Genomic DNA, 25,614 nt, shown 5'->3' with positions numbered 1-25,614 from the left:
TGTTCGGCCCCAAGTATGCGATCGACGGGGTGACGATGGGGCTTGTCGTCGCGTCCGCGGGATTCACGGCCGCTTTGTGTGTCAGCGGGCCGGCCGTCCTTGCACGGGGCGCGCACTCGATCTACTCCATCGGATGGGCCACCGCCGCCGTGGTGGTGGTGCTGTCGCTTTATCTACCTCTGGGACTCAACGCCCGCAGTATCCTTGCCTTGGCACTCGGTCCGTTCGTCGGCCTCGTGATCCACACCGTCTATCTCCTGCGAGCAGAACGGCGCATCGCGGGTGCGAGCGAATAGAGCGACATCCATCGACTCGTCGCCAGCGTCCCCGGACAGCCACCGCTGAATCAGGATGCAGCATGCGATGAGTACGAGCATGAAGACGCCCAGCGACATCAGAACGCCACCCGGCGGCTGCCAGTACGGTGCCAGGTAGAAGTCACGGAGGCTGCCGGACGCTCCAACGGCATACCTCTGAAGCACGACCGCGAAGGCCAAGAGTTGGCCGCTTGCGCTGACTAACAAGATCACTCCGGTGCTTCGAGCGCGAAGTGGCGCCGATGTCCAGGACACCCGGGCGGCGACGAGCGCAGCCGTGCCGACGACGAGGCAAACGTACAGGGGGAGTGCGTATCGGCCCTGCCAGATGAAGCCGCCCTCCGTGACGTACAGCCCCTGGACAATGGCGGGGGTGAGCACGAGAGCGGCAAGCAACAGCGAGAACGCGACGAGAGCGCGTCCGCGCAGCAGAGCCATTCCGGTGAGGAAGAGGGCTCCCGTCATGGTCGCCCACGCGTACAGGGTGGCGGCGGGAGCGGGAGTGTCGAGCCAACCGAACTGTCCGATCAGACCGTGGGCGTAGCCGAACGTTTCCCGAAAAATCGTGATGAACCCCGTGAACACGCTTGCACCCACCCCCGGATAGGGAGGTTCTGCGGTGCCGGGCGCGGCGTCGGCGGTCAAGGAACTCGTGGCGAAGGTCCACGTCGCCGCCAGCGCGACGAAAGCCAGAACGCCGCTGATCGTGAACAGCACGGCGCGACGACGAAGAAGTACAGACAGCTGTGGTCCCGTGAGAAGCGTCAGCGGAATGGCCAGTGCGATCGCGACCCAGAGTGGTGAGAGTCCTCGCGCATTCACGGCAAACGCTGCTGAGACCGCGAGGATGACCAATCGGACCCGGAGCAGCCGCTCGTCTTCCTCCAGCACGACAGACAAGAGCGCGATAAATGCCGCGAGCGTTGCCGCCGTCTCCAGCCCACTCGGATTCACGATTCCGTTGAGGAAGAGCACCATCGGTGTAGACGCAATCACGAGGCCCAGGATCGGAATCTCCCGGCGCGTCCAGCTGGACATCAGGGCGAAACAGGCGGCGAGAAATGCGGAAGCCAGAATGCCACTGACGATTCGCATCACGTAGATGCCGACCCCATCGTCCCAGAACAGTGTGGGCCATCCGACCAGAGCGTAGTACGCCGGGTTGTAAAGTCCCGCGGATGTTTCCGCCCGCACAATTTCTGCGGAGTCAAAAGTCGTGGAATTCGCGCAGTCGGCAGAGACGTCAGGCTTGAACGCGAAGCAGGTCGCGGTATGAGTCTCGGCGATATATTGGGGAACGCTGACCGTGTGGCCATGCTCGGACGGGGTCCCGATGAATTCGCCGCGAGCTACCGACGCGGCCTTGACCAGGTGGGCAGGTTCATCGGGTCCGCCTGAGATCGGAGTGGCTATCGCCCACGCCCCGGACAAGAGCGACAGCAGCATCCAGGAGCTGAAGAAAACCTTCCACAAGTTTCTCACCGGTCCTCGGAGCGCGCTCCCGCATCTGCCTGTTGTTCGAGAAGACGTATGCGCAACTCAAGTAGCGAGGACTGCTCAGCGAGCGTTCGTGTTTCCTCATCGAGTTCGGTCAGCTCGGCACTGTGCTGGATGCAAACCAGAAACAGGATGAACACGCTGACAAAGAACACCAGATTGAGAGGAATGGCCACTCCGGCAACGGCAGCCGCCCATTCCAAGGTTTGCGGGACGACTCCGACGATAAGAGCGAGCACCCCGGCAATCAACCACCAAATGGCGTGCCGTTCACGAAGTCGGCGCCGACGAAGCATCTCGACTACGACGGCCAGGGTGAAAACGGCGGCCAGGATTCCGAGAACATAGCTGGTGGGCGTCACGATTTCGTTTCCAGATTGGTGAGTGCAAGCTTGGGACGCATCAGGGCGAAAACGAGCGCCATGCTGGCTCGACCCAGGTACGCGGCCGCCTTCAATGAATCGTGGGAAGGAACCCCGCCTGCCCGAGGTCTCATGGCAACGGGGACCTGTTTCACCGTGCAGCCCGCCCTGGCCGCGATGACCAGGGATTCGATGGTGTCACCCAGATACTCCGCGGGATAGTGGTCGGCAAAAAGACGCACCGCCCGCGGGCCGCTGGCCCGAAAACCGGAGGTCGTGTCCGTCAGGGTCGTCTTCGCCAGCCGGCTGATTATGCCGGCGAGTACCACCATCGCCCAACGACGTGGCCCTCGGGCCTCGTACTCGCCCTCACCGGCAAATCTGGCGCCGAGCACGACATCGGCATCCTCGAGCGCGTCGACGAGGGAAAGGACACCCGCCGGATCGTGCTGACCATCGGCATCCACCTGTACGACGTTGCGGAACCCGTTCTCCACCGCGTATCGGAAACCCACTCTCATTGCCCCGCCGACTCCGAGGTTGAAGGGAAGACGGGCAACCTGAGCGCCGGCACCGCGAGCGACGTCGGCGGTGCTGTCGCGTGATCCATCGTCAACGACCAGAACGCGAGCTCCGGGAAGAGCGGCGAAGACTTCGGCAAGTACGGCCGCCACCGACTCTTCCTCGTTGAAAGCGGGCAGGACGATCAAGGTCTGCTCGAGGCGGGTGTGCATGATATGAAATCCTACCAACCGTTGAACCGAACAGAGGACTGCAGCTCGCGCGTTGATTCCTGAACGGAGAGATCGAGGGGTCGGGGCGTTGGATAGACTCGTGTCGACTGGGAAGAGTCACAGGAGCCTCGTATTAGCCTGTGTACTACTTTCCCGACAACCCTATTCTCCCTTGAAAGGCACGCGGTTTCCGCCAGCTCATGAGCAGTTCAGACATCCTTGTCGTATTACCGACACTTGGTGACAGAATCGACAGCCTCCGCGAGACGCTTGAAGCAGTCAAGCGTCAGCGCGAAGACGTTGCACTCACCCTCGCCGTGGTCGCTCCGATTGGCGCCACCGAGGCTCGTGTGATGGCCGCAGAATATGGCGCCGTGGTGATCGACGACCCCAAGACCGGCATTTCGGCGGCCATCAATTGCGGACTCGCCGCGCGCACGCACGAACGCTACTACGCATGGATCGGCGACGACGATCTGTTTCGTCCCGGCGGTCTCAAGCGGCTGCAGGACATGCTCGACAGGGACGCGACCGCTGTCTTGGCCTTCGGCGGTTGCGAATACATCGACCCCACAGGCAAGAAGCTTGCACTCAGCAATGCCGGCGGCCTGGCAACGTTTCTGCTCGCGTGGGGCCCAGACCTCATCCCGCACCCCGGCACCATGATTCGCCTCGACGCGCTGGAAGCGATCGGCGGATTCGACGTGAGGCTCAAGTACGCCATGGACCTCGACGCGTTCCTGAAACTGCGCAAGTATGGCAAATTCATCTCGACGCGGGTGCCGGTTTCGGCCTTCCGCTGGCATCCGGACTCGCTCACCGTGGCAAATCGACTGAGCTCCAGCCTCGAGTCCGAAGCCGTCAAACGACGCCACCTGCCGGCCGGGCTGCGCCCGCTGAGCCCGGTATGGAACTACCCGATTCGTTGGGCGTCGGCGTTCGCGGCGCGGCGCGTGAGCGCTCAGGCCTGAGAATCCGGCTGCGGTAGGCTCGACGGTGGCCTTGCGCCGCGTCTTTGCCGCAGGTCCATCGAACCGTGGAGTGAACCAAATGAAGGACACACTGCGCGTGGCGCTTTCCATGCTCACCCTGGTGCGCGGAGGTATGGGCGGAAGTGAAACGTACGCCCGCGCCCTCACCGGGCAGCTCAACAACACCGATGCGGTGACCGCGAAGGCCTACCTGCCGCAATCTGCTCGAGGATTCAGCGAAGGTATTCCCGAGCGCGTAGTCCAAAACGTGCACGTCGGGCCGAGCACGCGCGAGCGCCTGATCGGCCTCGCACAGATCACCGCTCGAACCGGTTCCATTCGGCGCAGCATGGCCGGCGCCGACGTTGTTCATTTCCCCTTCACCGTCCCTGCGCCGACCCCGCGTCGCGCGCAGGCATCCGTTCAGACGCTTCTTGACGTGCAGCACCTCGAACTGCCGCAGATGTTCAGCCGACTGGAGCTGCTGTATCGACGGCGTTTCTATGAGGGATTCGCGGCCCGCGCGGATGCCGTGATCACCATCAGCCACTTCGCCAAGGCACGAATGATCGACAGCCTGGGACTCGACCCTGAGCGCATCCACGTGGCCCACCTCGGTGTGGATACCGCTCGCTACACGCCCAACCTCGGCGCCCGGGAGAACTTCGTCCTGTACCCCGCGCGAGGCTGGCCGCACAAGAACCACGCCCGGCTCATCGAAGCGATGACGCTGGCGCGACGCGAATTGCCCGACCTGCGTCTGGTACTGACGGGTGGAGGTCTCGACGACCTGGGAGATCTCCCCGACTGGGTCGACCGCCGTGGACTGGTCGAACAAGAGGAACTGCTGCGGCTATACCAGACCGCCGCGGCGCTGGTGTTCCCCAGCCTCTATGAGGGCTTCGGCCTGCCTCCTCTCGAAGCCATGGCCTCGGGGTGTCCCGTCGCAGCGTCTCACGCCGGATCGTTGCCCGAAGTCGTCGGCGACGCTGCCGTGCAATTCAATCCGCATGACCCCGAGGCCATCGCGGCGGGGATCGTCGAAGCAGTGGCGAGCGGCGACGAACTGACCCAAGCCGGCCTGCTGCAGGTGAAGAAATTCACTTGGGAGAAATGTCGCGATGTTCACGTGCAGGCCTACCAGGCTGCTCACCGAAGGAAGAACTCATGACTCACCACGAGGAAAAACAGCGCGCCCTGGTGACCGGTGCGAACGGACAAGACGGCATGTACCTCGTGAGACGGCTTGTCGCCGAAGGTCACGACGTGCACGGCATGTGCCATTCCGCCGAGGGTGCGGCACGTCTGACCGCGCAGGTGCCGGAGGTATCCGCGCACAGTTGCGATCTCAGCGATCCTCGGGGTATCAATGCACTGATTGAACTCGTGCGCCCCACCATCATCTTCAACCTGGCCGGAAACACTTCCGTGGCCCGATCCTGGGATTTCCCAGCGGAGACGGCCGATGTGCTCGGCGTCGGCCCGGTAAGGCTCTTGCAGGCGGCGTGGACGCTGGGTGAGCGCACCGGAGAAACCGTGCGTTTCGTTCAGGCGTCGAGTGCGGAGATCTTTGGTGACGCCACGGACGTGCCCCAAACGGAGAAGACGTTGCGAGACCCGGTCACTCCGTATGGGGCGGCAAAATCCTTCGCCCATGAAATGATCAGCGTCTATCGCAAACGAGGCATGTTCGCGAGCTCGGCCATCCTCTACAATCACGAGTCACCCACGCGGCCCGAGTCCTTCGTGGCTCGCAAAATCTCCCGCGAAGTCGCCCGCATTTCTCTGGGGCTCTCCGACCGGCTGACCCTGGGCAACATCGACGTCTTCCGCGACTGGGGCTACGCGCCGGACTACGTGGATGCCCTCGTGCGGATCTCCCGTGCCGATATGGCAGACGACTTCATCGTGGCGACCGGCGTCGCGCACAGCGTACGGGATTTCGTGGACACGGCGTTCGCACACATCGGTGTGACGGACGCGAGCAAGTTCGTCGCTATCGACCCGGCGTTCTACCGGCCGGCCGACCCGAAGGAACTCGTCGGTGATCCGAGCCGACTGAAGGCACTGGGCTGGGAGCCGAGTGTCAACTTCGAGCAGCTCGTCACACTCATGGTCGACGCGGACATCGAGTCGCTGCAGCCGTAGGTCGTCGATGCATTGATTGATCGGTAAGCTCTATGGGTCGAGGGTTTGGCCGCAGCGGATGACCGCGTGCACGGCCGGGCCCTACCAGCCAGACAGTAAGGGAACTCCATGGCCAAGCGCGCTTTTATTACCGGGATCACCGGGCAAGACGGTTCTTACCTCGCGGAGCTGTTGCTCGGTAAGGGCTACGAGGTTCACGGCCTGATTCGGCGGGCGTCGACGTTCAATACGTCTCGCATTGATCACCTTTATGTTGACCCGCACGATACCGGCGCGAAGCTCTTCCTGCACTACGGCGACCTGAGTGATGGGTCGCGTTTGTCGACGCTGCTGGCGGAGATCAAGCCGGACGAGGTGTACAACCTGGCTGCGCAGTCGCACGTGCGGGTGTCGTTCGATGAGCCGGAGCACACCGCCGACACGACGGGTATGGGCACGATTCGCCTGCTGGAGGCGGTGCGCATGTCGGGCATTCATTGCCGGTTCTATCAGGCGTCGAGTTCGGAAATGTTCGGTGCGACGCCGCCGCCGCAGGACGAGGATACCCCGTTCTATCCGCGTTCTCCGTATGGTGCGGCGAAGGTGTACAGCTACTGGATCACGAAGAACTACCGGGAGGCGTACGGCATGTTCGCCGTGAACGGTATTTTGTTCAACCACGAGTCGCCGCGTCGTGGCGAGACGTTTGTGACGCGCAAGATCACTCGCGCTGTTGCGGCGATCAAGGCCGGCACGCAGGACCAGGTGTACCTGGGGAACCTCGATTCGATCCGTGACTGGGGTTACGCGGCCGAGTATGTGGAGGGCATGTGGCGGATGCTGCAGGTTGATGAGCCGGAAGACTTCGTGCTCGCCACCGGCGGCAACTTCACCGTGCGTGACTTCGTGCAGACGGCGTTCGAGCACGCGGGCCTGGACTGGGAAAAGCACGTGAAGTTCGACGAACGGTACCTGCGCCCCACCGAGGTCGACGCCCTCGTCGGCGATGCCTCCAAGGCCGAAGCGAAGCTCGGCTGGAAGGCCACCGTTGACACGGCGGAACTGGCCCGCATCATGGTCGATGCCGACATCACCGCGCTTGAGCACGCCGGCGGGCGTTGGATCGATGAGGTCAAGCTCGCGAGTTGGGGCACCAAGTAACGATGACTGACATCGACGACCGCGACCACGTGGACTTCATTCCCGGACCGTTGGACCGCACCGGCACGTTCTATGTGGCCGGGCACCGTGGCCTCGTGGGTTCCGCCATTTGGCGGCGCCTGCAGGCGGAGGGGTTCACGGACCTCGTGGGCCGGTCGTCGGCGGAACTGGATTTGAAGGACCGTGATGCGGTGTTCGCGTTCTTCGCCGAAACGAAACCGCGTTTCGTGGTTCTCGCGGCGGCGAAGGTCGGCGGGATCCTCGCCAACAACACCTACCCGGTCGATTTTCTGAGCGACAACCTGCGTATTCAGGTGAACGTGCTCGACGCCGCGCTGAAGTACGGCGTGGAGCGTCTGTTGTTCCTCGGGTCGAGCTGCATTTACCCGCGCCTCGCGGAGCAGCCGATCCGCGAGGATTCGCTGCTCACGGGGCACTTGGAGCCCACGAACGACGCCTACGCCATCGCGAAGATCGCGGGCATTCTGCAGATTCAGGCCGTGCGCCGCCAGTACGGGTTGCCGTGGATCTCGGCTATGCCGACGAACCTCTACGGCCCGGGTGACAACTTCTCTCCGGCCGGGTCGCATGTGCTGCCCGCTTTGATTCGTCGCTACGACGACGCCGCGAGGTCCGGCGCCGCCTCGGTGACGAACTGGGGTACAGGGACACCGCGCCGCGAGTTCCTGCACGTGGACGACATGGCCGAGGCCTGCCTGCACCTGATGGAGCACTACGACGGCCCGGAACAGGTCAACGTGGGTACCGGGCGTGACGTGACCATCAAGGAGATCGCCGAGACGATCGCCCAGGTCGTGGGATTCACCGGCACCACTGAATGGGACACGACCAAGCCCGACGGCACCCCGCAGAAGCTTCTCGACGTATCCAAACTGGCCGCGGCCGGGTGGCGCGCGACGATCGACCTGGAGGCGGGGCTGAGTTCCACCGTGGAGTGGTATCGCGAGCACGTGGACACCATCCGCCAGTAGCTCTTCTCGAGGCCGTACGCGAGTTGCGGGCTGCCTCTGCCAGTCGTCGAGCACAGCTTCCGTACGATTTAGCCCGTTCACGCACCACTGGACCGATCGGCCCCATGCGCTCTCGTCTCACCGTCCTAACAGTTGCCGTACTTGCGGCGGCCTCGCTCCTCGTCGTGCAACCGGCACCGGCGATCGCGATCGAACTTTCCGGCACGGCATCCGTGTCCTCTGTGCTCGCTCAACTCACCGTCGTTCCAGAGACAGCGTCCGGCTATAACCGCGACCTGTTCGTGCACTGGGTGGACGCGGACAGCAATGGGTGCAACACCCGCGAAGAGGTGTTGATCCAGGAATCGCTGGTCCCCGTGGTCAAGAACTCCGGTTGCACCATCGTAAGCGGCCAGTGGTTTTCCTGGTACGACGGTGCCGTGTGGACGAACCCCTCCGACGTGGACATCGACCACATGGTTCCGCTGAGCGAGGCATGGAAGTCAGGGGCGTACTCGTGGACCGCCGAGCAACGCCGGGCCTTCGCCAATGATCTCGGTCTGGGCGCCTCGCTTGTGGCCGTGACCGACAACGTAAACCAGTCCAAGGGCGACTCCGACCCTGCGTCGTGGATGCCACCGGTGTCCTCGGTCACCTGTCGCTACGCGACCGACTGGGTGCTCGTGAAGTATCGCTGGAATCTGAGCATCGACAGCGCCGAGAGCACCGTGCTGAACGGAATACTCGACGGAGGTTGCGGTACCGCAAGTGTCGACATTCCGGCAAAGGGCGGAACACTCGCTGCAGGCGGGAGCGTGCAGCGTGTTTCCGGTGCGGACCGCTATGCCACGGCAGTGGCCGTCGCGGGACAGTACCCGACCGATGTGCCTGTGGTCTATGTCGCCTCGGGTGCTAACTTTCCCGATGCACTCAGCGCCGCACCGGCCGCAGCAATGCAGGGTGGCCCGCTACTACTCACCGCACCTACGGCCCTTCCGGGCAATGTGGCAGCGGAGATCCGGCGTCTGGCCCCGGCACTGATCGTTGTCGTCGGCGGGCCCGCGTCGATCACCGAGAATGTCTACACTGAGCTATCGGCTCTGGCGCCATCGATTCGCCGGGACGCCGGCAGCGACCGCTACGCCACCTCACGCGCCGTGAACGCGGCCGCCTTCGGCAGCGGAGCGACGAGCGCGTTCGTCGCAACCGGCAAGAACTTCCCCGACGCTTTGAGCGCATCGGCCGTCGCGGGCGGAGACACCAGCCCGGTACTGCTCGTCGACGGGGCCATAGCCACCGCTGACCGCGCCACCCTCGCCTTGATGGCGTCACTGGGCACCGTGGACGTCACCGTGGTAGGCGGGCCAGCGGCCGTCTCAGCAGCTATCGAAAGCGACTTCGACCGAGTATTCGGGGCCGCAAATGTGAAGAGACTGTCGGGCGCCGATCGGTACCTGACCTCCAGCGCGATAAACCGTGGCTCTTTCACGTCATCGCCGGTGGTCTACCTGGCCACCGGAACCGGCTTCGCGGATGCCCTCGCCGGAGCCGCCCTCGCGGGACGGGACGATGCCGCACTGTATGTAATACCCGGAAATTGTGTGCCCGACTACGTCATCAGTGACCTGCAGGCGCTCGGCACGACCCGTCGCATTCTGCTTGGCGGTGTGAACGCCCTGAGCCCGGCAATTGAAGCAATGACACCGTGCGCGCCGCCGCCCGCTCCGGCACCGCCCGCTCCACCAGCGCCGCCATCTGGTCCGGCGAATCCCGGGGACATAGTGAACTGCAGCAGCTTCAGTACCTGGTCCGCTGCGCAGGCCTGGTTTGACACTTACTACCCGTACTATGGCGATGTCGGGCGGCTCGACGGTGACAACGATGGGGTGGCATGCCAGTCCTTGCCGGGGCATCCGTAGATCAAGCTTGATCGGGACGTGCCACCCCGGCTTCATCCGAGGCCGCCACACGAGCATCGGATCCGGACGCTTTCGTCCAACGGGCAACTTGTGAGGAGGGGAATGCAGACGGCACCAGGGGCAAAGGGGTCACTAGGCGCCCGCTCAGCGGGCCGCACGCGGAGAGTCGGTCGTCCTCGTCGCGACCGTGCTGACCGTCAGCCGCGGGCATCCGTCGGGCTCGCGGAGCAGGCTCAGCTCGCGTCGGGCTTGAACGCGAGCGTGCTGCGCCAACTCATGCCCTGGGCGGCCTTGACCGAGCAGATGCACAGCAGCAGCCAGCCGAACTCCACGAGCACCGTGCTTTCGGCGGCGCTGGTCACAAGCAGCACCACGAGAATCAGCGCGGGCCACACGTAGACGAGGGAACGTTTGTTGCTGGCCAGCAGCCAGGAACGTACGAGAGCGAGGGTGACGAGCACGAGGAAGGCCAGGAACCCGATGAGGCCCACCTGGAAATAGACGTCGACGTAGGCGTTGAGACCCGAGGCGTGCCCGCGACCGGTGGTGAAGTCGAGCCAGCCGTATGGGCTCACGTCGCTGGGCCAAATTCCCGCCCAACCCCAGCCTTCCAGCGGGTGAAGCTTCACGAGTCGCCACATCTCGGTCCAGAGTTCGGAGCGCACCTCGAACTCGCTGCCCGCGTTGAGCTGGGTGATGAGCACGCCGCGTCCGAACCACACGCCCAGCAGGGTGAGCAGCGTTATCCCGAGCAACACCAGCTGCAGGCGCCAGCGCGCGCCAACGGACGTGCGGCGCAACCACGTGAGTGCGAGGGCGGCGAGCACGACCACGAGGCCCACGACGACGATCACCGGTGATCGGGTGAAAATCAGGCAGATCGTCGCAAGCCACAACGATGCGATGCCCCTGCCGCGGGGGATCGATCGGGCGCGCAGTTCCACGGCGAAGGTGATCAGAGCGATGAGGGCCATCAGACCGAAGACATTCCGCGAACCGAATACCCCCTGCAGGGGGCCGAGCCCGGCCATGTCGCCCTTGATTCCGAGGAAGGTGATCGGCAGGTCGAGGAGCACCCCGGAGAGCACTTCGAGCGCAATCGACAGTCCCAGCAGTATTCGCAGCACATCGCCGGAGGCCCGCACCACCTGGAAGGTGTCGCGCACGAGGGCTATGTAGATCGCGAGAAAGGCGAACGCGACCTGATAACCGACACCGGCGAGGGTGTGCAGCGTGTACCCGCTCCACACGAGGGAAATCGCGCACCAGACCACGAACACGATGATGGAGATGGGCAGCAGTCCGTGCCACTCGACAATCGGTCGGCGCGCCAGCAGCGAGAGCGTCGCCAGCAGCACGAGCCCCACGATGATGCCGTCGAGGCCGGCCCAGCCCATCATGCTGCGGAGCAGATGCGTGGAGAATGCCACCCCGACAATGATCAGGGTCAGGGACGCCGCGAACTTGGGCGATGCGAGCACACGTTTGATCGCCTCGGGAAGGACGGGGGGAGTGGGGCGTGGCGACGTCATGGATCTACCAATTTACCTGTCTTGGTCGGCGCTACGGCATCGGCGCGGGCGTGCCCTGCTGCCGCTTGGTCATGACGGCCATCACGATAAGCAGCAGCCATCCGTATTCGATCAGCAGCCGGCTCTCCGCCACGCTCTGCGCCAACAGCGCCGCCATGATCAGCACCGGCAGCAGGGCGGACGCGCGAAAGGGCGCGGTGTTGGAAACACCGAGCCGCGGGCGGTCGATGGCGAGAAACCACGCACGCCACATCGTGGCCGACACGAGCGCCGTGAACAGGACGAGGCCCACGATGCCCAGCTGCAGCCACACGTCCAGCCATGCGTTGTGCGCCTGCAGGTACGTGACGCCGTTGCGTACGGCCAGCCCCTGGAACGGTTCGACCCAGGGCACCCAGTACCCCACCCACCCCCAGCCGAACCCGGGGCGTTCGCTCGCGAGCTCGGTGACACTGCGCCAAATATCGAAGCGACCTGTAAGGTCCGAGCTCTTGCCGAGCAGCTGCGTCAACAGGGGGAAGAACGTCAGCACCGCGGTCACGCCGACCACAACGGATGCGGCGGCCACGAGATACACCGGCCGTCGGGCCTGGTGGTGCACGCTTCTGGCCCACAGGGCGAAGCCGAGCACCACAAGCACGACGAGGGTAGCAAAGGTGACCGTGGCGGATCGGGTGAGCAGCAGCGTCGCCACGGCGAGGGTCAGCCAGACGATGCCCCAGCCGCGTCTGACGGTGCGGGCGGCGAGCTGCACGGCGAACACGATCACGGCGATCAGCGCCACGAAGCCGAGGAGGTTGCGGTTGGCGACGATGCCCTCGATGGGCCCACCGTCGAGGAGCAGCCCGCGGGACCAATAAAACGCGAGCGGTATTTTGCCCTCGTACTCCACGAAGAAGGGAAGAACGGGCTGCTGGATCACGACGCTGACGAAGAGTTCGAAGGCGAGGGACAGCGCGAGGATCCACCGCAGCGCCACCCCGAGCGTGCGCAGGAGCTCGGTCCAGGTGAGCACGAGGGCCACGAACAGGGCGGCGACCGTCGCGCTCCACTGCAGGGCGACGCCGAGAAGGCTCGCTCCCTGATAGAACGACCACAGGACCGACAGGGTCGCGAGCAGCATGAAGAGAATCAGGGATTTGGGGAACCGGCGCCATTTCCAGTCGGGCTTCTGCAAAATCAGGCCCACCACGCTGCCGGCGACCACAATCACGGCGACGGCGCCGAACCCCCACCAGCCGCCCAGATTGCGCCAGAATTGGCCGGCCAGCACCGTGAACAGCACAAACGTCGCAAAGGTGCGAACGACGAAACGACTGCGAACGGCGGGCATGGTCCTAAGGTTACCGGGCTGGTTGGTTCCGGCCCGTTCGCCTGGTGTCATATTGTGGGGTCGGCGGGCAGCGAGGGTGGCCGATTCCGCGCAACCCGGCTCAGGCTCGCCCCTCGGCGAGGAAGGCCAGTCGCTGCAGCGTCTCCACGTTGCGCACGCGCAGGGCGGGGTCGCTGACGTAGCGGGGAACCAGGCGTGCCGGCCCGGCGGTGCCGACCTCACGGATGCGGATGACGCATCCGTTCTCCCTCTGCTGCACGTCAACGGCGACGCTCGCCTCACCGAGCGGCCAGCCGCGGGCCTTCAGGAGCGCGTGACGGGGCGGATCCCACTCGAGTACCGAGGTCGTGTCGTTGATCACGAGGGGCCAGACGCCTACCGAGTGGTGCAGGGCGCTGCCCGGGGCGGGCCAGGTGTCGTCCACCCGGCGCATGCGCGTGGCTCCCACCACCCAGCTCGGATAGAGCCAGCCGTTCGCGAGCACGGCGAAGACGTCGGCCGGCGTGCAGGAGACAAAACGGTAGTTGACGGCCACGGGCGTGCCCTTCTCAGATGTGGGCGGGGGACAGTTGCGGCGGCTCTTGCACGTTGTACTCGTGCCGGAGGGCGCTAAGGGCGGCGCGGTAACCGGCCAGACCGTGCACGCCCGGCCCCGGCGGCGTGGACGAGGAACACAGGTACACGCCCGGCAGCGGAGTGCGCCACGGGTCGGGTGTGAGCACAGGGCGGGCGACAAGCTGCAGCATCGACACGTCCCCGGCCGCGATATCCCCGCCCACGTAGTTCGGGTTGTAGTCGGCAATGTCGTGTGCGGTACGGCTTGCCGAGGCCAGGATCAGGTCGCGAAAGCCGGGTGCGAAGCGTTCAATCTGCCGGGTGATGGGCTCGGTCTGATCGTTGTCGGAGCCGCGTGGCACGTGCGTGTACGCCCAGAGCACGTGTTGTCCGGCCGGCGCGCGCGTGGGGTCGACGATGCTCGGCTGGGACACGAGCACGTAGGGCTCGGCGGCATGCTTGCCGCGTGACACCTCGTTCTCGGCCCGGGCAATCTGCCCCCGGGTGCCGCCCACGTGCACCGTGGGGGCGTTGCGAAGTTCGGCGGCGCTCCACGGCACGGGTCCGGAGAGAGCGAAGTCGACCTTGGCCACGGCGTTGCCGTACCGAAATCGGGCGAGTCGGCGCGCGTAGGCGGTCGGCAGGGCGCCGTCGGCGAGCTCGATGAGGGCCCGCGGGGTCACGTCGAGCAGCACGATCCGGGCTGTCGGCAGGTCGCTCAGCCGCCGAACGTAGCTGTCGGCGTAGATCTCGCCCCCGTGCGCGAGCAGGTCTTCGACCAGGGCGCCCGTGATCGCGCTGCTTCCGCCGATCGGGATGGGCCACCCCTTCGCGTGGCCGTACGTCGCGAGCACGAGCCCGGCGCCGGCGGTCGAGGGGCTCGGCAGGGAGCGGATGGCGTGCGCGTAGACCCCCGTGAGCAGGGCCGGTGCCCGGTCTTCGCGAAACCGGGAATTCCAGAGCGGGCTGCCCTGTTCGAGCACCCGGAGGCCGAAGCGGGCCGCGGTGAGCGGATGCCGCGGCACCCTGAGCAGCTGGTTGCCGATGAGCTCGGACACCTCGTCGACGTGGCGAACCAGCGGACGGAACAGCCGCAGCCACTCCCGCCCGTCAACGCCGAGCCCCGCTGCGGTGCGCTCAAGGTCGCGGTACGCGACGGCGGCCTCGCCCTGCGGGAGCGGATGCCCGTAGGACACGTCGGGTGTGACGAGGTTGATCCGCTCCTCGAGGCCGAAACGCTGGAAGAACTCCGAGGAGAGCGCCATCGGATGCACGGCGGAGCACACGTCGTGACGAAACCCGGGCAGGGTGAGCTCCGCGGTTGTCGCGCCGCCGCCGATCAGGGAGTTCTTCTCATACACCCGCACCTTCAGGCCGGCGCGCGCGAGCGTGACGGCGGCGGCCAGGCCGTTGGGGCCGGAACCCACGACGACCGCGTCGAGATCGTCGTCACTCAACGGATGACCGGTTCGTCGGTACGGGGCTGCCCACGTGTGTCATATCCGAGACGGTAGCGCCTGCGCATCCGCTTCTGCAAGCCGCCTGTGCGCCCGCGCCCGGCAGACCGGCCCGCCGCAAAACCGGACTATCTGGGACACGCCGAACCGAACCGCCCCCGAAACCGGTGTGGCACGAAATACACCGGTTTTGCGGGCGGGGCGGGCGGGCGAGGTGGGCGGGGCACGAGGACGGGGGTCAGACGAATGCGGCCTCACCGGTGATCGCGCGGCCCACGATGAGGGTGTTCATCTCCTGGGTGCCCTCATAGGAGTAGAGAGCTTCGGCGTCGGCGAAGTGCCGTGCCACGTCGTATTCCAGGGCGATGCCGTTGCCGCCGAACAGTTCCCGGCACCACGCCACGGATTCGCGCATCCGACTGGTCGTGTAGGTCTTCGCGAGGGCGGAGTGCTCGTCGCGCTGGGTGCCCGCGTCGAGCATCTGCGAGACCCGCACGACCATTCCGAGGCTCGCGGTGATGTTGCCGAGGCTTTTGACCAGCAGATCCTGCACCAGCTGGTGGCCGCCGATCGGCTTGCCGAACTGCATGCGCGTCTTGGAATACGCGACGGCCGCGTCGTAGGCACCCACCGCGTTGCCCACAGCAGACCACGACACCTCGGCGCGGGTGAGACGCAGGACCCGGGCCGTGTCCTTGAACGAGTTCGCGTTCTGCAGGCGCATGCTCTCGGGAACCGAAACGTTGTCCAGGGTGATGTCGGCGTTCTGCACGGTGCGCAGGCTGATCTTGCCCTCGATCTTTGTGGCCTGGTAGCCGGGGGTGTCGGTGAGCACCATGAAGCCCTTCACCTGGCCGTCGGCCTCGTCGCGTGCCCAGATGATCGTCATGTCCGAGAAGGTGCCGTTGCCGATCCAGCGCTTGGCGCCGTTGAGCACCCAGGTGTCGCCCTCGCGCCGGGCCGTGGTCTGCAGACCACGCGCCGCGTCGCTGCCCGATAGCGGTTCGGTGAGGCCGAACGCGCCGATCAGATCGCCCGACGCGATCTTCGGCAGCCACTCGGCGCGCTGCTCAGCTGAACCGCAGGCCGCGATCGAGCCGGCGACCAGTCCGTTCTGCACGCCGACGAACGTGGCAACGGATGCGTCGACGCGCGCGAGCTCGAGCGCCACGAAGCCACGAAACACGGCCGAGTTCTCGAACGGGACGGTCTCGGGCCACGGGAATGAGTACATGCCCAGCTGCGCCAGCGGCTTGATGATCTGCCGGGGAAATTCGGCGCGTTCCCAGCATTCGTTGACGATCGGACGCACCTCGGCGTCGAGGTAGGCGCGCAAGTCGCTGAGGGCGGACTGCTCGCGGTCGGTCAACAGATCCTGGTATCCCAGGAAGTCGCTCGTGGTCATGTGTTGCTCCATCCGTCCGGTTGGCCGCGGTCGACGCTCATCAGGCGAATCACGCTGGCAAATGCGTGCGAGCCTAGGGCGGTGCCGAGGTGCCGCCAAACGGATTGGTAGTTTGGTCTAAACGCCGAGGGAAAGAGTCAGCCATGTTTGTGGGCATCACCAATACACCGCGGAACTACGCTTGGGGATCGGCCACCGCGATTGCCGATCTGCTCGGCCAGGAGCCGTCCGGTCAGCCCGAGGCCGAGCTGTGGCTCGGTGCGCACGCCGGATCACCGTCCGTGATCGCCGATCCGAACCAGACGGGTGGTGCCACGACCCTCGCCGAGTGGATCGCCGCCGCCCCCGAGGTGGCGCTGGGTGCCGCGCTCGCCGGAGGCAGCTCTGCGGGTGCCGTGGGCACTGCCCCGCTCGCCGGTGGGGCCGGCGCAACCGCGGCGTCGCCGCGCCTCCCGTTCCTGCTCAAGATCCTCGCCGCCGACCATCCGCTCTCCTTGCAGGCGCATCCCACGCCGGAGCGCGCGCTCGCGGGCTTCGCACTGGAAAACGCCTCGGATGTGCCCGTGGATGCCGGCAACCGTAACTATCGCGACCCGTTCCACAAGCCTGAGCTCATTTTTGCGCTCAGCGACACCTTCGAAGCACTGAGCGGATTCCGCGACGTGGCCGAGGTGCGTCGCCTTATCGACGAGCTGCGCGCACTCGACGTGGCGACCGAAGACCCGCAGGCCAGCGCTCTTGACGCGCTCGAGAACCGACTGACCGGTCCCGATGCCGTGCGTGACACCGTCGACTGGTTGCTGCGCGATGGCCGCGGCGGCGACTCCGGTGAAGTGAAGTGGCTCGTGGAGCGCGTGGTGGCGCTCGCCGAGTACTCGGTCTTCCTCGCCGAGGGTGGTGCGGTAGTCAGCTTCGCCCGCGAACTCGAAACCGTGCGTTCGCTCGCCGCCGAGTACCCTGGCGACCCGGGCATCGTGATCGCCCTGCTCGTGAACCGGGTGTCGCTGAAGCGTGGCGAGGCGTTGTATCTTCCGGCTGGCAACATCCACGCCTACCTCTCGGGTCTGGGCGTGGAAGTGATGGCTGCGTCGGACAACGTGCTCCGCGGTGGCCTTACCCCCAAGCACATCGATATCGACGAGTTGCTCGCCGTGCTCGACTTCACGCCCGTGGCGCCGCCGTACCTGGTGCCGACCGAAGAGTCGGCCGGGGTCTCCGTCTTCCGCCCCGACGTGCCGGACTTTCAGCTCGTGCACATTGTGGCCGAGGCGACAGCGGATGCTGCGGTGCCGGTGATGCGGCAATTCACGCTCACCGGTCCCGGTATCGCGGTCTGCACGGCCGGCGGATTTCTGGTGGCGGGAGCGGGAGCGGGGGCATCCGTGAAGCTGAAACGTGGCGAATCCGTGTATGTGACGCCCGACGAAGGCACGCTGACCTTCGCGGGCACGGGCGAGGTCTTTCTCGCGACGACGGGCGTCTGACCGCTGCCGGCGCAACCGGCAGGCACCCCCGCGAAGACCGCGCGGTAGTCTGAAGGCGCGTCGGCATGCGGCTGCGCACAAGTCTGTTGCGAGGGTGAATATGGCCTGGTTGGTCACTGGTGGAGCCGGATACATTGGATCGCACGTCGTGCGGGCGTTTCTGGCCGAGGGAATCAAAGTCGTCGTGTTGGATGACCTGTCGAGTGGTCACGCCAATTTCGTGCCATCGACGGTGCCTTTTGTGCACGGAGATGTGCTGGACGGCACCCTGCTCATGAACCTGTTCGCCGACCACCAGATCGACGGGGTCGTGCATGTGGCGGGATTCAAATACGCCGGGGTCTCGGTGCAACGTCCGCTGCACACCTACGAGCAGAACGTGACGGCCACCGCCAGGCTGCTTGCCGCCATGGAGGCCGCCGGGGTCGCCCGCATCGTGTTCTCGTCCAGCGCCGCCGTGTACGGCACACCGCACACGGATCTCGTGACGGAGGATACGACCAAAAGCCCCGAGTCGCCCTATGGGGAGTCGAAACTGATTGGTGAGTGGCTGCTGCGCGATCAGGGCGTGGCCACCGGACTGCTGCACACCTCCCTGCGCTACTTCAACGTTGTCGGCTCCGGCGCACTCGATCTGCGTGACACGAGCCCGCACAATCTCTTCCCGCTCGTGTTCACCGCTCTCCGGGAGGGCCGCACGCCCCGCATCAACGGCAACGACTACGCAACTCCCGACGGCACGTGCGTGCGGGACTACATTCACGTCGCCGATCTGGCCGCCTCACATGTCGCTGCCGCCCGACGGCTGGCGGCGGATGAAGCCATTGCACCGGTCTACAACCTGGGCAGCGGTGATGGAGTATCGGTCGGCCAGATTATGACGACGGTATCCGCCGTGACCGGCATCGGTTTTGAGCCCGATCTGGGCCCGCGCCGGGCCGGGGATCCGGACCGGATCGTCGCCTCCGGGGAGCTGGCGGCGCGTGACCTGGACTGGAAAATGCGTCACACGCTCGAGGACATGGTGCGCAGCGCCTGGGACGCGGAGCAGGCGGCGGCCTCGGTCGCGCCGCAAGCAAACGCGGGGCCGGAAGGCGCAGAATTCGTTCATTCGAAGGCATAACCTCCCAAACGACCAACTTTGATTGTTTGGGCGCGTCGCAACTATCGATCGAGTATTGAGGGTTTACGATCTGCGACTTGACGAATTGGAACTACAACGGTGTAATTAGGGAGTGGCGCGCAACCGGGGTGTCACCTGATCGCTGGGAGACGATATGGCTGAATCCGATTATCGTTCTGGGGTCCCCGAGGACTGGTTCGTAGACCCTGTTCGACTGGGTGTTCCTGGTGTACGACCGGACGAGGGCGAAGGTAATCCGCTCTCCTGGCAGACGGATTCCCTATGCGCCCAGACGGACCCGGAGGCGTTCTTCCCGGAAAAGGGCGGATCGACCCGCGATGCCAAGAAAATTTGCGCATCGTGCGAGGTGCGGGCGCAGTGCCTGGAATATGCGCTGGCCAATGACGAGCGCTTCGGTATCTGGGGCGGGCTGTCCGAACGCGAGCGTCGGAAGCTCCGCAAACGCGCCTGACCCAGCGCGGTTCACTGCACGCGGTTCACTGCGCGCGGCGTGTGTTGCTCGCGGCGCTCCGGCACCCAATTTTGAGGCGCGCCCTCCCACATGACCTCTGTCGGCCATCGCCGACCTAGGCTGTCTACGTTATGCAACCGCGAGTCACTGCCATCCTTGTCGCCCGGAACGGTGCGAAGCACCTTGAGCGAACTCTTGAGGCGCTCGCTCGCCAAACCCGCCAGCCCGACATTGTGATCACGGTCGACGGCGGGTCAACGGATGCCACGGCCAAGCTTCTCGGTGACTTCGGACCGACAAAATTCATCGCAGCATCCGCCGGCCTGAGCTTCGGTGCGGCGATTGCGGCCGGGGTGCGCGAAATTGCGCCCCCCGAGCACGACCGCGAGATGCTCTGGTTGCTCGCGCAGGACAGCGCCCCGGAGCCGGGCGCCCTCGCGGCGCTGCTGGCGCAGCTCGAGATCTCCCCGTCGGTGGCCGTTGCCGGGCCCAAGGTGATGGAGTGGGAGGCCCGGGAATACATTCACGACTTCGGCCTGACCATGACACCCGGCGGAACGACGGTGTCGCTCGTGGAAAGCGAACTCGATCAGGGCCAACACGACGGCGTCAGCGACGTGCTGGCGGTCAGTGCCGGCGGCATGCTCGTGCGCCACACGGTTTGGAATCAGCTTGAGGGCTTCGATCCGGCTCTGCCCGCTGTCGACGACTCGCTGGACTTCTGTGTGCGGGTTCGACTCGCCGGATTCCGCGTTTCGGTCGTTGCGGCCGCCCGCGTCGCGTCGGCGGGAGACGGCGTGGCCGGCCCCAACCAGTCCTCTCGCGGACGCTTGCGGCGCCGCCGCGTGCGCGCCGAACGCGCGGCACAGCTGCACCGACGACTGGCGTATTCGCCCGGCTGGGCGCTGGCCTTCCACTGGCTCTCCCTGATCCCGCTCGCTTTTCTCCGCTCCATCGGGCAGCTCCTCCGTAAGGAGCCCGGCGCTGTGCTGGGCGAATTTGCAACCGCGCTCGGTGCGGCCTTTCATCTGGGACGAGTCGCCAGGGCTCGCCGGCGGCTCGCCGCCACTCGCACCCTCGGCTGGGCGTCGATCGCGAGTCTGCGGGTGACGAGCGCCGAGATGCGGCGGCGCCACGCGCTGCAGCGTGAAGCGAGCCTTGCGGGCATCCGCGGCGATCGTCCCGAGATCCGCTTCTTCGCCAGCGGCGGAGCGTGGACGCTGCTCGCCGCCGGTTTGCTCGCGGCGATCGTGTTCGCCCCGCTGCTCAATGCCCGCACCCTGACCGGCGGCGGTATGCTCCCGCTCTCGGCGAATCTGACGAACCTGTGGAGCAGCGCCGCCTACGGCTGGCGCGACGTCGGCCTCGGGTTCGTGGGCGCCGCCGACCCGTTCGGCGGGGTGCTCGCCGTGTTGGGTTCGCTCACCGCCTGGGCCCCCTCCTTCTCCCTCGTTCTCGTCTACCTGCTCGCCCTGCCCCTCGCCGCAATCGGGGCGTGGATGGCGTCGACGCGTCTCACCGAGCGTGGCTCGCTGCGTGCCCTCACGGCCGTGATGTGGGTTTTCGCGCCCACGTTCCTGAGCGCGCTTTCCACCGGGCGCCCCGCCGCGATCCTCGTGCACCTGCTTCTTCCCTGGCTGTTCTTCGCCGCATTCTCGGCTGCGCGCTCCTGGTCGGCGTCGGCATCCGCCGCCCTGCTCTTCGCCGCCATCGTGGCGTGCGCCCCGTCGCTCGCGCCCGCGCTTCTCGTGTTGTGGGTTGTCGCCCTGGTCACCAGCGGACGCAGCGTCATGCGCTTCATCGGCATCCCGCTGCCGGCATTGGCGCTCTTCGGGCCGCTGATCATCGACCAGGGCCGGCGCGGCAACTGGCTCGGCCTGTTCGCGGACCCGGGATTGGCGGTGTCCACCACCCCCGTGAGCGGTGCGCAGCTCGCGCTCGGCTTCCCGCTGGGCGAGTTCGGCGGATGGATCCCGCTGCTCGACCGACTCGGATTGTCGGCCGTGAACGCCGAGCTTCTGGTGCCCGTGCTGCTCATCCCGCTGGCGCTGCTGGCCCTCGTTGCGCTCTTGCTCAATGGTGCCCGCAGCGGGGCCGTTGCCCTGCTGCTCGCAGTGCTCGGCTTCGGCACCGCTGTAGCCGCCAATCATCTCAGCCTGGTGTCGGTTGGCTCCGAAACGATCGGCGTGTGGTCAGGTACCGGCCTCAGCTTGTACTGGATGGGTATTGTCGGCGCTGCGATCATCGCCCTGCGCGGCATGCGCCGCGTGGCACTTGCTCCCGGCCTCACCGCCGCGTTTGCCCTGACGCTCGTGGCTATTCCTCTGCTGGCCGCGTACCCGCTCGGCACGTCGGTGGTCGAGAAGGGACAGGGGCGCACGCAGCCCGCGTTCGTTGACGCCGAGGCCCAGATCAACCCCAGGGTCGGCACGCTGCAGGTCACGCCGCAGGCCGACGGTGGCATCCGTGCTGCTGTGGTGCGAGGGACCGGAACAGTCCTCAACCAGCAGTCGACGCTGGAGAACACCGACCAGACCCCCACCGCCAACCAGCGTGAACTCGCGGCACTCGCCGGCAACCTCGCCTCTCGGAGCGGCCTGGACTCGGCCCAGGGACTGGCCGATTTCGGCATCCGTTTTGTGGTGCTGCAGGTCGAGCCCGGAGCCGAAAATGGAGTGCTGGCCGCCGCGAGCCCCGCGGCCGCAGCCACGGCTATTCGCACCGAGACTGCGCTCGACGGCAACGCGGCGCTCGCTCCCGTCGGCGACACAAACTTCGGGCGGCTGTGGCAGCACGAAGCAACGTCCGAGGACCCGGGAGCATCCCAGATTCCGGCGAATGCCGGCGGGCTGTACGGCCTGCTGGTGACGCTGGCGGCCCTCGTCGTGATCGGCGTCACCGTATTGCTCTCCATTCCGACCGGCGCCGGGCGGGAAGCCGTTCGCCAAGCCAACCGGGAAGCGATTCGGCGCGCCGCGCGCGAGAATGCCAAACGGGCCAAGCCCAGGCGGCGCATCGGCCGCACCAGGGTTGTGACCTCGGATGCCCCGGTGTCCGCGGCCGCCCCGGTCACCGTCACAGCCGTCCCGGCCGAACCCACCGACTCCCCGTCGGGCGGGTCGTACACGGGGGCATCGCCAAGTCTCTCTCGTGCGGAGTCGAAGGCGGCCGCGAACGCTGCGAAGACCGCCATGAAGTCCGACGCCATCGCGACCAGGTCGGCGACCCGGACGGACGCCAGCGCAGCGAAGGTCGCCGCGACGGCGGCGAAGATTGCCGCGAACGACGAGACAGCGGCCGGAAAGGCCGCGACCAAGACGAACGCCAGCAGGACGAAAGCTGATGCGGCGGCAGCGAAGCAGGCAGCGAAAGACGAGGCCAGGGCAGCGAAAGACGAGGCCAAGGAAGCGAAGACTGCGGCAAAGCGCAACGCCCTCGCAGCCAGGACCTCAGCCAGGGCGGACGCCACCGCGGCCAGGGGCGCGGCCAAGGAGGAACGCCTGTCCACGGCCCCCGCCGCCGCCTCGAACGACCGGGCGTCCGAAACCGTCTCGCCGGCCGGCGCCGCGACGACCAATCCGGGCCAGAACACTCCGCCGGAGCCGGCCGCGGCAGATGAAACACCGCGCAAGGCCGAGTCGGTGACACCCAACACAGACCGGTGGGCACCGCCCGCACGCGAGGCAGCGAGTCCCGAGGCACCCGTGCTACCCGCCGGCCCGCGCCGATCGACGTTCGAATCGCCGGCCGACAGACTCGAGCGCAAACGGCAGCAGGCCTTCGCGCCGCCTCAGCGGCCGCAGATCGCCGACGAGGACGCCACGAATCCGGAAGCCGGCTCCGACACACCCCCGACGAAGCCAGAGGCGACCGACAATGCCCAGTAACTCCTCACCGGCCCGCATCGGCAAGCGTGCAGTCACCGCCACCGTCGGCATCATCGGCGCCGCCCTCGCCGTGGGGATCGTGGGCGGCGGCGTCACGGTGCCGTGGCCGACGATCACCGCAACTCCGGTAGCGGAACTCGTCACGCCCATGCCGAGCGAGCAGAAACGGGTATGCCCCGGACCTGTGCTGCACCTGGCGGAAGATTCGAGTCAGGCGCAGGCGGCGACATCCGTTGGCGAAGCAGCGTCCGTGCACACGGCACGCACCACGGCCGCGAGCGACGATACCCTCCCCGTCACCGCACGAGACCTCACCGCGGTCGACAACTCCTCTGGAGACGCCGCGCCGCTCATGCTGAGCCTGCTCGCCGAGGACGGAGCGACGGAAGCGCCGCTGATCGCGGGCAGCCAGTCGCAGACGGTGGCGACCGAGACCCTGGCCGGATTCACCGCGGACGCCTGCGCCGAAGCAACCAGCGACGCGTGGCTCGTCGGCGGCTCAACCGATGTGGGCCGCACGAGCCTCGTGCTGCTGAGCAACCCCACAACCGTGCTTGCCACCGTTGATATCAGTGTGTTCGGTGAAGCCGGCATCGTCGATGCACCCGGAGCAACCGGCATTCTCGTGCAGCCGGGCGAGCAGCGCGTCGTGTCGCTGGCCGGCCTCGCGCCGAACCTCAAGTCTCCCGTCGTGCACGTGCAGTCGAGCGGCGGACAGACGACGGCCACGCTCGAGCAGAGCAGCATTCGCGGCATTGAACCGGACGGCGTGGAGCTCATCGCTCCGTCGACCGGTCCGGATGTGCGCCAGCTCATATCGGGCGTGCGCCTGTTGGCGTCACCCGCGGCCGAAGACAACGGCACGGATGCCGGAGTGCCGGAGGGGACGCCGAGCGTGCGCGTTCTCGTCACCGGCATTGAGCCGGCCACCGTGCAGGTCGGCGTCGTCAGTACCACCGCGGGCACGGCAGGAACGTCGACCGAGGTGCAGCTGGAGCCCGGCATCGCCACCGACATTCCCCTGCCGTCGCTCACCGAGGGAACCTTCTCGATCGAGGTCACGTCAGACCAGCCCGTCGTGGCCGCCGCACGCACCGAAACCACGGGCACCACCAGCAAGGACTTCGCGTGGTTCACCGCCTCGGAGGCCCTCGCCGATGACTTTCTGTTGAGCGTCGCACCCGGCCCCGGTCCGGTGTTGCACCTCTTCAACCCCGCCACGACGGGTGCCCGCGTCACGCTGGCGCCGGAGGGCGGTGCCCGATTGACCATCGCCGTGCCCGCAGGCACGCCGGTGGACGTGCCCCTTCTCGCCGGCACGAACTACGCGGTATCCGGGCCCGACGCCGTCGTCGCCGCCGTGGGGTACTCCGGCGACGGCGCACTCTCTTCCTTCGCGGTACGGCCGGCCGGTCCGCTCGCGGCACCCATCACCGTCTACGTGCACTGATCCGCCCGCGCGGCCGGTCGCCGCGCGGCGACCGGCCCGACTGATACACGATCTGGCCCTGTGGATAACTCCCCAGGCGTTCCGGAGTGTTCTACATTGACCGCATGCGCGCTTCTACTCGTGGGTTTGTGGCCGGTTCGATGGTGATGGCGGCGATGACCCTCGGCGGATGCGCCGCTGCCCCCGTTCCCGTATGGACGAACGACCCCGACCCGGTCGTCGCTCCGGTCTTCGCCTCGAACGACGAGGCCCTCGCCGCGGCCGCGGCGACGTACGGGGAATACCTGGCGCTGACCGATGAGATCAACCATGACGGCGCGACCGATCTAAATGTGATCTCCCACCTGGTGACACCTGAATATGACCCGGTCGTGCGGGGTGCACTTGCGGGGATACGCGAGAGCGCGCGCAGGACAACGGGTGCGTCTAGTTTCGACACCGTTTCGCTCGCTCGGTACCATGACGACGCGGTCGGTCGCGCTTCGGTGGCCGTGTATCTGTGCATTGACGTCAGTCAAGTCAGGGTTCACGATGCGCACGACGCGGATGTGACGCCTGCGAACCGGGGAGACCGGGTCGCCTTCCGAGTCTCATTTGTTTCCAGCGACAAGAACGCGATTGATCTCCTCGTTGACAAGGAAGAACCATGGTCCGGCGCCGACTTCTGCTAGCAATTCTTGTGGGGAGTCTACTCGCGCTTGGGCAGGTCTCGGCCGCGCTTGCCGACAATTGTGTAGCCGGCTCCGTGCAAGTCGAAGTCTGCCCAGTCAGGGGCGCGGTTACCGATCACGGGACGGTCGACCTGTCTGCCGGTTGGAACACGTCGACTCCCGGCACGGGGGCGTCCGGCGGCTCGC

At 66.3% G+C, this 25,614-nt stretch carries 20 protein-coding genes; 12 read left to right on the top strand and 8 right to left on the bottom strand.

Annotated features, from left to right (window positions below; genetic code table 11):
• Window positions 1-173 precede the first annotated feature (173 nt).
• From AC1MB9_RS11985 to AC1MB9_RS11975, 3 genes are read right to left on the bottom strand one after another with little or no spacing between them, the layout of a single operon-like run.
• The gene (locus tag AC1MB9_RS11985; RefSeq protein ID WP_479962174.1) at window positions 174-1,799 is read right to left on the bottom strand and encodes a DUF2142 domain-containing protein; all 1,626 of its coding nucleotides are present in this window, start codon (window positions 1,797-1,799) and stop codon (window positions 174-176) included.
• Window positions 1,796-2,176, bottom strand: a complete 381-nt coding sequence (locus AC1MB9_RS11980; RefSeq protein WP_479962173.1) for a DUF2304 domain-containing protein — start codon at window positions 2,174-2,176, stop codon at window positions 1,796-1,798. The genes AC1MB9_RS11985 and AC1MB9_RS11980 overlap by 4 nt, the downstream gene beginning before the upstream one ends.
• Window positions 2,173-2,910: a glycosyltransferase family 2 protein gene (locus AC1MB9_RS11975; RefSeq protein WP_479962172.1), complete on the bottom strand. Its 738-nt coding sequence runs from the start codon at window positions 2,908-2,910 to the stop codon at window positions 2,173-2,175. Before AC1MB9_RS11975 ends, AC1MB9_RS11980 begins: the two co-directional genes overlap by 4 nt.
• A 200-nt stretch (window positions 2,911-3,110) precedes the next feature.
• Here AC1MB9_RS11975 and AC1MB9_RS11970 point away from each other — a divergent pair, with 200 nt between their 5' ends.
• The 6 genes from AC1MB9_RS11970 to AC1MB9_RS11945 all read left to right on the top strand — a co-directional run bounded on the left by AC1MB9_RS11970 (window position 3,111) and on the right by AC1MB9_RS11945 (window position 10,059).
• Window positions 3,111-3,881, top strand: coding sequence for a glycosyltransferase (locus AC1MB9_RS11970; RefSeq protein ID WP_479962171.1), 771 nt, complete (start codon window positions 3,111-3,113; stop codon window positions 3,879-3,881).
• 79 nt (window positions 3,882-3,960) lie between these two features.
• The gene (locus tag AC1MB9_RS11965) at window positions 3,961-5,052 is read left to right on the top strand and encodes a glycosyltransferase family 4 protein (RefSeq protein WP_479962170.1); all 1,092 of its coding nucleotides are present in this window, start codon (window positions 3,961-3,963) and stop codon (window positions 5,050-5,052) included.
• Window positions 5,049-6,029: a GDP-mannose 4,6-dehydratase gene (locus tag AC1MB9_RS11960; RefSeq protein ID WP_479962169.1), complete on the top strand. Its 981-nt coding sequence runs from the start codon at window positions 5,049-5,051 to the stop codon at window positions 6,027-6,029. The genes AC1MB9_RS11965 and AC1MB9_RS11960 overlap by 4 nt, the downstream gene beginning before the upstream one ends.
• Window positions 6,030-6,137: 108 nt before the next feature.
• Window positions 6,138-7,169, top strand: a complete 1,032-nt coding sequence (gene gmd / locus AC1MB9_RS11955) for a GDP-mannose 4,6-dehydratase (RefSeq protein ID WP_479962168.1) — start codon at window positions 6,138-6,140, stop codon at window positions 7,167-7,169.
• A gap of 2 nt (window positions 7,170-7,171) precedes the next feature.
• Complete coding sequence (locus AC1MB9_RS11950) at window positions 7,172-8,161, top strand: GDP-L-fucose synthase family protein (protein ID WP_479962167.1); 990 nt, start codon at window positions 7,172-7,174, stop codon at window positions 8,159-8,161.
• A 104-nt stretch (window positions 8,162-8,265) separates the two neighbouring features.
• Window positions 8,266-10,059, top strand: a complete 1,794-nt coding sequence (locus AC1MB9_RS11945) for a cell wall-binding repeat-containing protein (RefSeq protein ID WP_479962166.1) — start codon at window positions 8,266-8,268, stop codon at window positions 10,057-10,059.
• Between the two features lie 233 nt (window positions 10,060-10,292).
• Here AC1MB9_RS11945 and AC1MB9_RS11940 read toward each other — a convergent pair whose 3' ends face one another.
• The 5 genes from AC1MB9_RS11940 to AC1MB9_RS11920 all read right to left on the bottom strand — a co-directional run bounded on the left by AC1MB9_RS11940 (window position 10,293) and on the right by AC1MB9_RS11920 (window position 16,341).
• Entirely contained in the window at window positions 10,293-11,591 is a 1,299-nt protein-coding gene (locus AC1MB9_RS11940) for an O-antigen ligase family protein (RefSeq protein ID WP_479962165.1), read from the bottom strand.
• 31 nt (window positions 11,592-11,622) lie between these two features.
• Window positions 11,623-12,924 carry an O-antigen ligase family protein gene (locus tag AC1MB9_RS11935; RefSeq protein WP_479962164.1) on the bottom strand — a complete coding sequence of 434 codons (1,302 nt, stop codon included), beginning with the start codon at window positions 12,922-12,924 and terminating at the stop codon, window positions 11,623-11,625.
• Between the two features lie 100 nt (window positions 12,925-13,024).
• Complete coding sequence (locus AC1MB9_RS11930; RefSeq protein WP_479962163.1) at window positions 13,025-13,459, bottom strand: SRPBCC family protein; 435 nt, start codon at window positions 13,457-13,459, stop codon at window positions 13,025-13,027.
• Between the two features lie 13 nt (window positions 13,460-13,472).
• A complete protein-coding gene (locus tag AC1MB9_RS11925) occupies window positions 13,473-14,936 on the bottom strand; it encodes a phytoene desaturase family protein (RefSeq protein ID WP_479962162.1) in 1,464 nt (487 codons plus the stop codon).
• A gap of 238 nt (window positions 14,937-15,174) precedes the next feature.
• A complete protein-coding gene (locus AC1MB9_RS11920) occupies window positions 15,175-16,341 on the bottom strand; it encodes an acyl-CoA dehydrogenase family protein (RefSeq protein ID WP_479962161.1) in 1,167 nt (388 codons plus the stop codon).
• A 143-nt stretch (window positions 16,342-16,484) separates the two neighbouring features.
• Between AC1MB9_RS11920 and manA the strand changes: the two genes are divergently transcribed.
• From manA to AC1MB9_RS11890, 6 genes are all read left to right on the top strand, one after another.
• Window positions 16,485-17,825, top strand: a complete 1,341-nt coding sequence (gene manA, locus AC1MB9_RS11915) for a mannose-6-phosphate isomerase, class I (protein WP_479962160.1) — start codon at window positions 16,485-16,487, stop codon at window positions 17,823-17,825.
• Between the two features lie 100 nt (window positions 17,826-17,925).
• The gene (gene galE / locus AC1MB9_RS11910; protein WP_479962159.1) at window positions 17,926-18,948 is read left to right on the top strand and encodes a UDP-glucose 4-epimerase GalE; all 1,023 of its coding nucleotides are present in this window, start codon (window positions 17,926-17,928) and stop codon (window positions 18,946-18,948) included.
• A gap of 154 nt (window positions 18,949-19,102) precedes the next feature.
• Entirely contained in the window at window positions 19,103-19,420 is a 318-nt protein-coding gene (locus tag AC1MB9_RS11905; RefSeq protein WP_479962158.1) for a WhiB family transcriptional regulator, read from the top strand.
• Between the two features lie 131 nt (window positions 19,421-19,551).
• A complete protein-coding gene (locus AC1MB9_RS11900) occupies window positions 19,552-23,307 on the top strand; it encodes a glycosyltransferase (RefSeq protein WP_479962157.1) in 3,756 nt (1,251 codons plus the stop codon).
• Window positions 23,297-24,757, top strand: coding sequence for a DUF5719 family protein (locus tag AC1MB9_RS11895; protein ID WP_479962156.1), 1,461 nt, complete (start codon window positions 23,297-23,299; stop codon window positions 24,755-24,757). Before AC1MB9_RS11900 ends, AC1MB9_RS11895 begins: the two co-directional genes overlap by 11 nt.
• A gap of 104 nt (window positions 24,758-24,861) precedes the next feature.
• Window positions 24,862-25,428, top strand: coding sequence for a hypothetical protein (locus AC1MB9_RS11890; RefSeq protein ID WP_479962155.1), 567 nt, complete (start codon window positions 24,862-24,864; stop codon window positions 25,426-25,428).
• Window positions 25,429-25,614: the final 186 nt, after the last annotated feature.

This window comes from Cryobacterium sp. AP27 (assembly GCF_056680495.1).
This window is presented reverse-complemented; position numbering and strand designations above follow the sequence as displayed.

Bases quoted from the DNA above. Each gene is read 5' to 3' on its own strand.
- AC1MB9_RS11975 (WP_479962172.1), bottom strand. From the start codon at position 2,910: ATGCACACCCGCCTCGAGCAGACCTTGATCGTCCTGCCCGCTTTCAAC.
- AC1MB9_RS11970 (WP_479962171.1), top strand. From the start codon at position 3,111: ATGAGCAGTTCAGACATCCTTGTCGTATTACCGACACTTGGTGACAGA.
- AC1MB9_RS11965 (WP_479962170.1), top strand. From the start codon at position 3,961: ATGAAGGACACACTGCGCGTGGCGCTTTCCATGCTCACCCTGGTGCGC.
- AC1MB9_RS11960 (WP_479962169.1), top strand. From the start codon at position 5,049: ATGACTCACCACGAGGAAAAACAGCGCGCCCTGGTGACCGGTGCGAAC.
- gmd (WP_479962168.1), top strand. From the start codon at position 6,138: ATGGCCAAGCGCGCTTTTATTACCGGGATCACCGGGCAAGACGGTTCT.
- AC1MB9_RS11950 (WP_479962167.1), top strand. From the start codon at position 7,172: ATGACTGACATCGACGACCGCGACCACGTGGACTTCATTCCCGGACCG.
- AC1MB9_RS11945 (WP_479962166.1), top strand. From the start codon at position 8,266: ATGCGCTCTCGTCTCACCGTCCTAACAGTTGCCGTACTTGCGGCGGCC.
- AC1MB9_RS11940 (WP_479962165.1), bottom strand. From the start codon at position 11,591: ATGACGTCGCCACGCCCCACTCCCCCCGTCCTTCCCGAGGCGATCAAA.
- AC1MB9_RS11935 (WP_479962164.1), bottom strand. From the start codon at position 12,924: ATGCCCGCCGTTCGCAGTCGTTTCGTCGTTCGCACCTTTGCGACGTTT.
- AC1MB9_RS11920 (WP_479962161.1), bottom strand. From the start codon at position 16,341: ATGACCACGAGCGACTTCCTGGGATACCAGGATCTGTTGACCGACCGC.
- manA (WP_479962160.1), top strand. From the start codon at position 16,485: ATGTTTGTGGGCATCACCAATACACCGCGGAACTACGCTTGGGGATCG.
- galE (WP_479962159.1), top strand. From the start codon at position 17,926: ATGGCCTGGTTGGTCACTGGTGGAGCCGGATACATTGGATCGCACGTC.
- AC1MB9_RS11905 (WP_479962158.1), top strand. From the start codon at position 19,103: ATGGCTGAATCCGATTATCGTTCTGGGGTCCCCGAGGACTGGTTCGTA.
- AC1MB9_RS11900 (WP_479962157.1), top strand. From the start codon at position 19,552: ATGCAACCGCGAGTCACTGCCATCCTTGTCGCCCGGAACGGTGCGAAG.
- AC1MB9_RS11895 (WP_479962156.1), top strand. From the start codon at position 23,297: ATGCCCAGTAACTCCTCACCGGCCCGCATCGGCAAGCGTGCAGTCACC.
- AC1MB9_RS11890 (WP_479962155.1), top strand. From the start codon at position 24,862: ATGCGCGCTTCTACTCGTGGGTTTGTGGCCGGTTCGATGGTGATGGCG.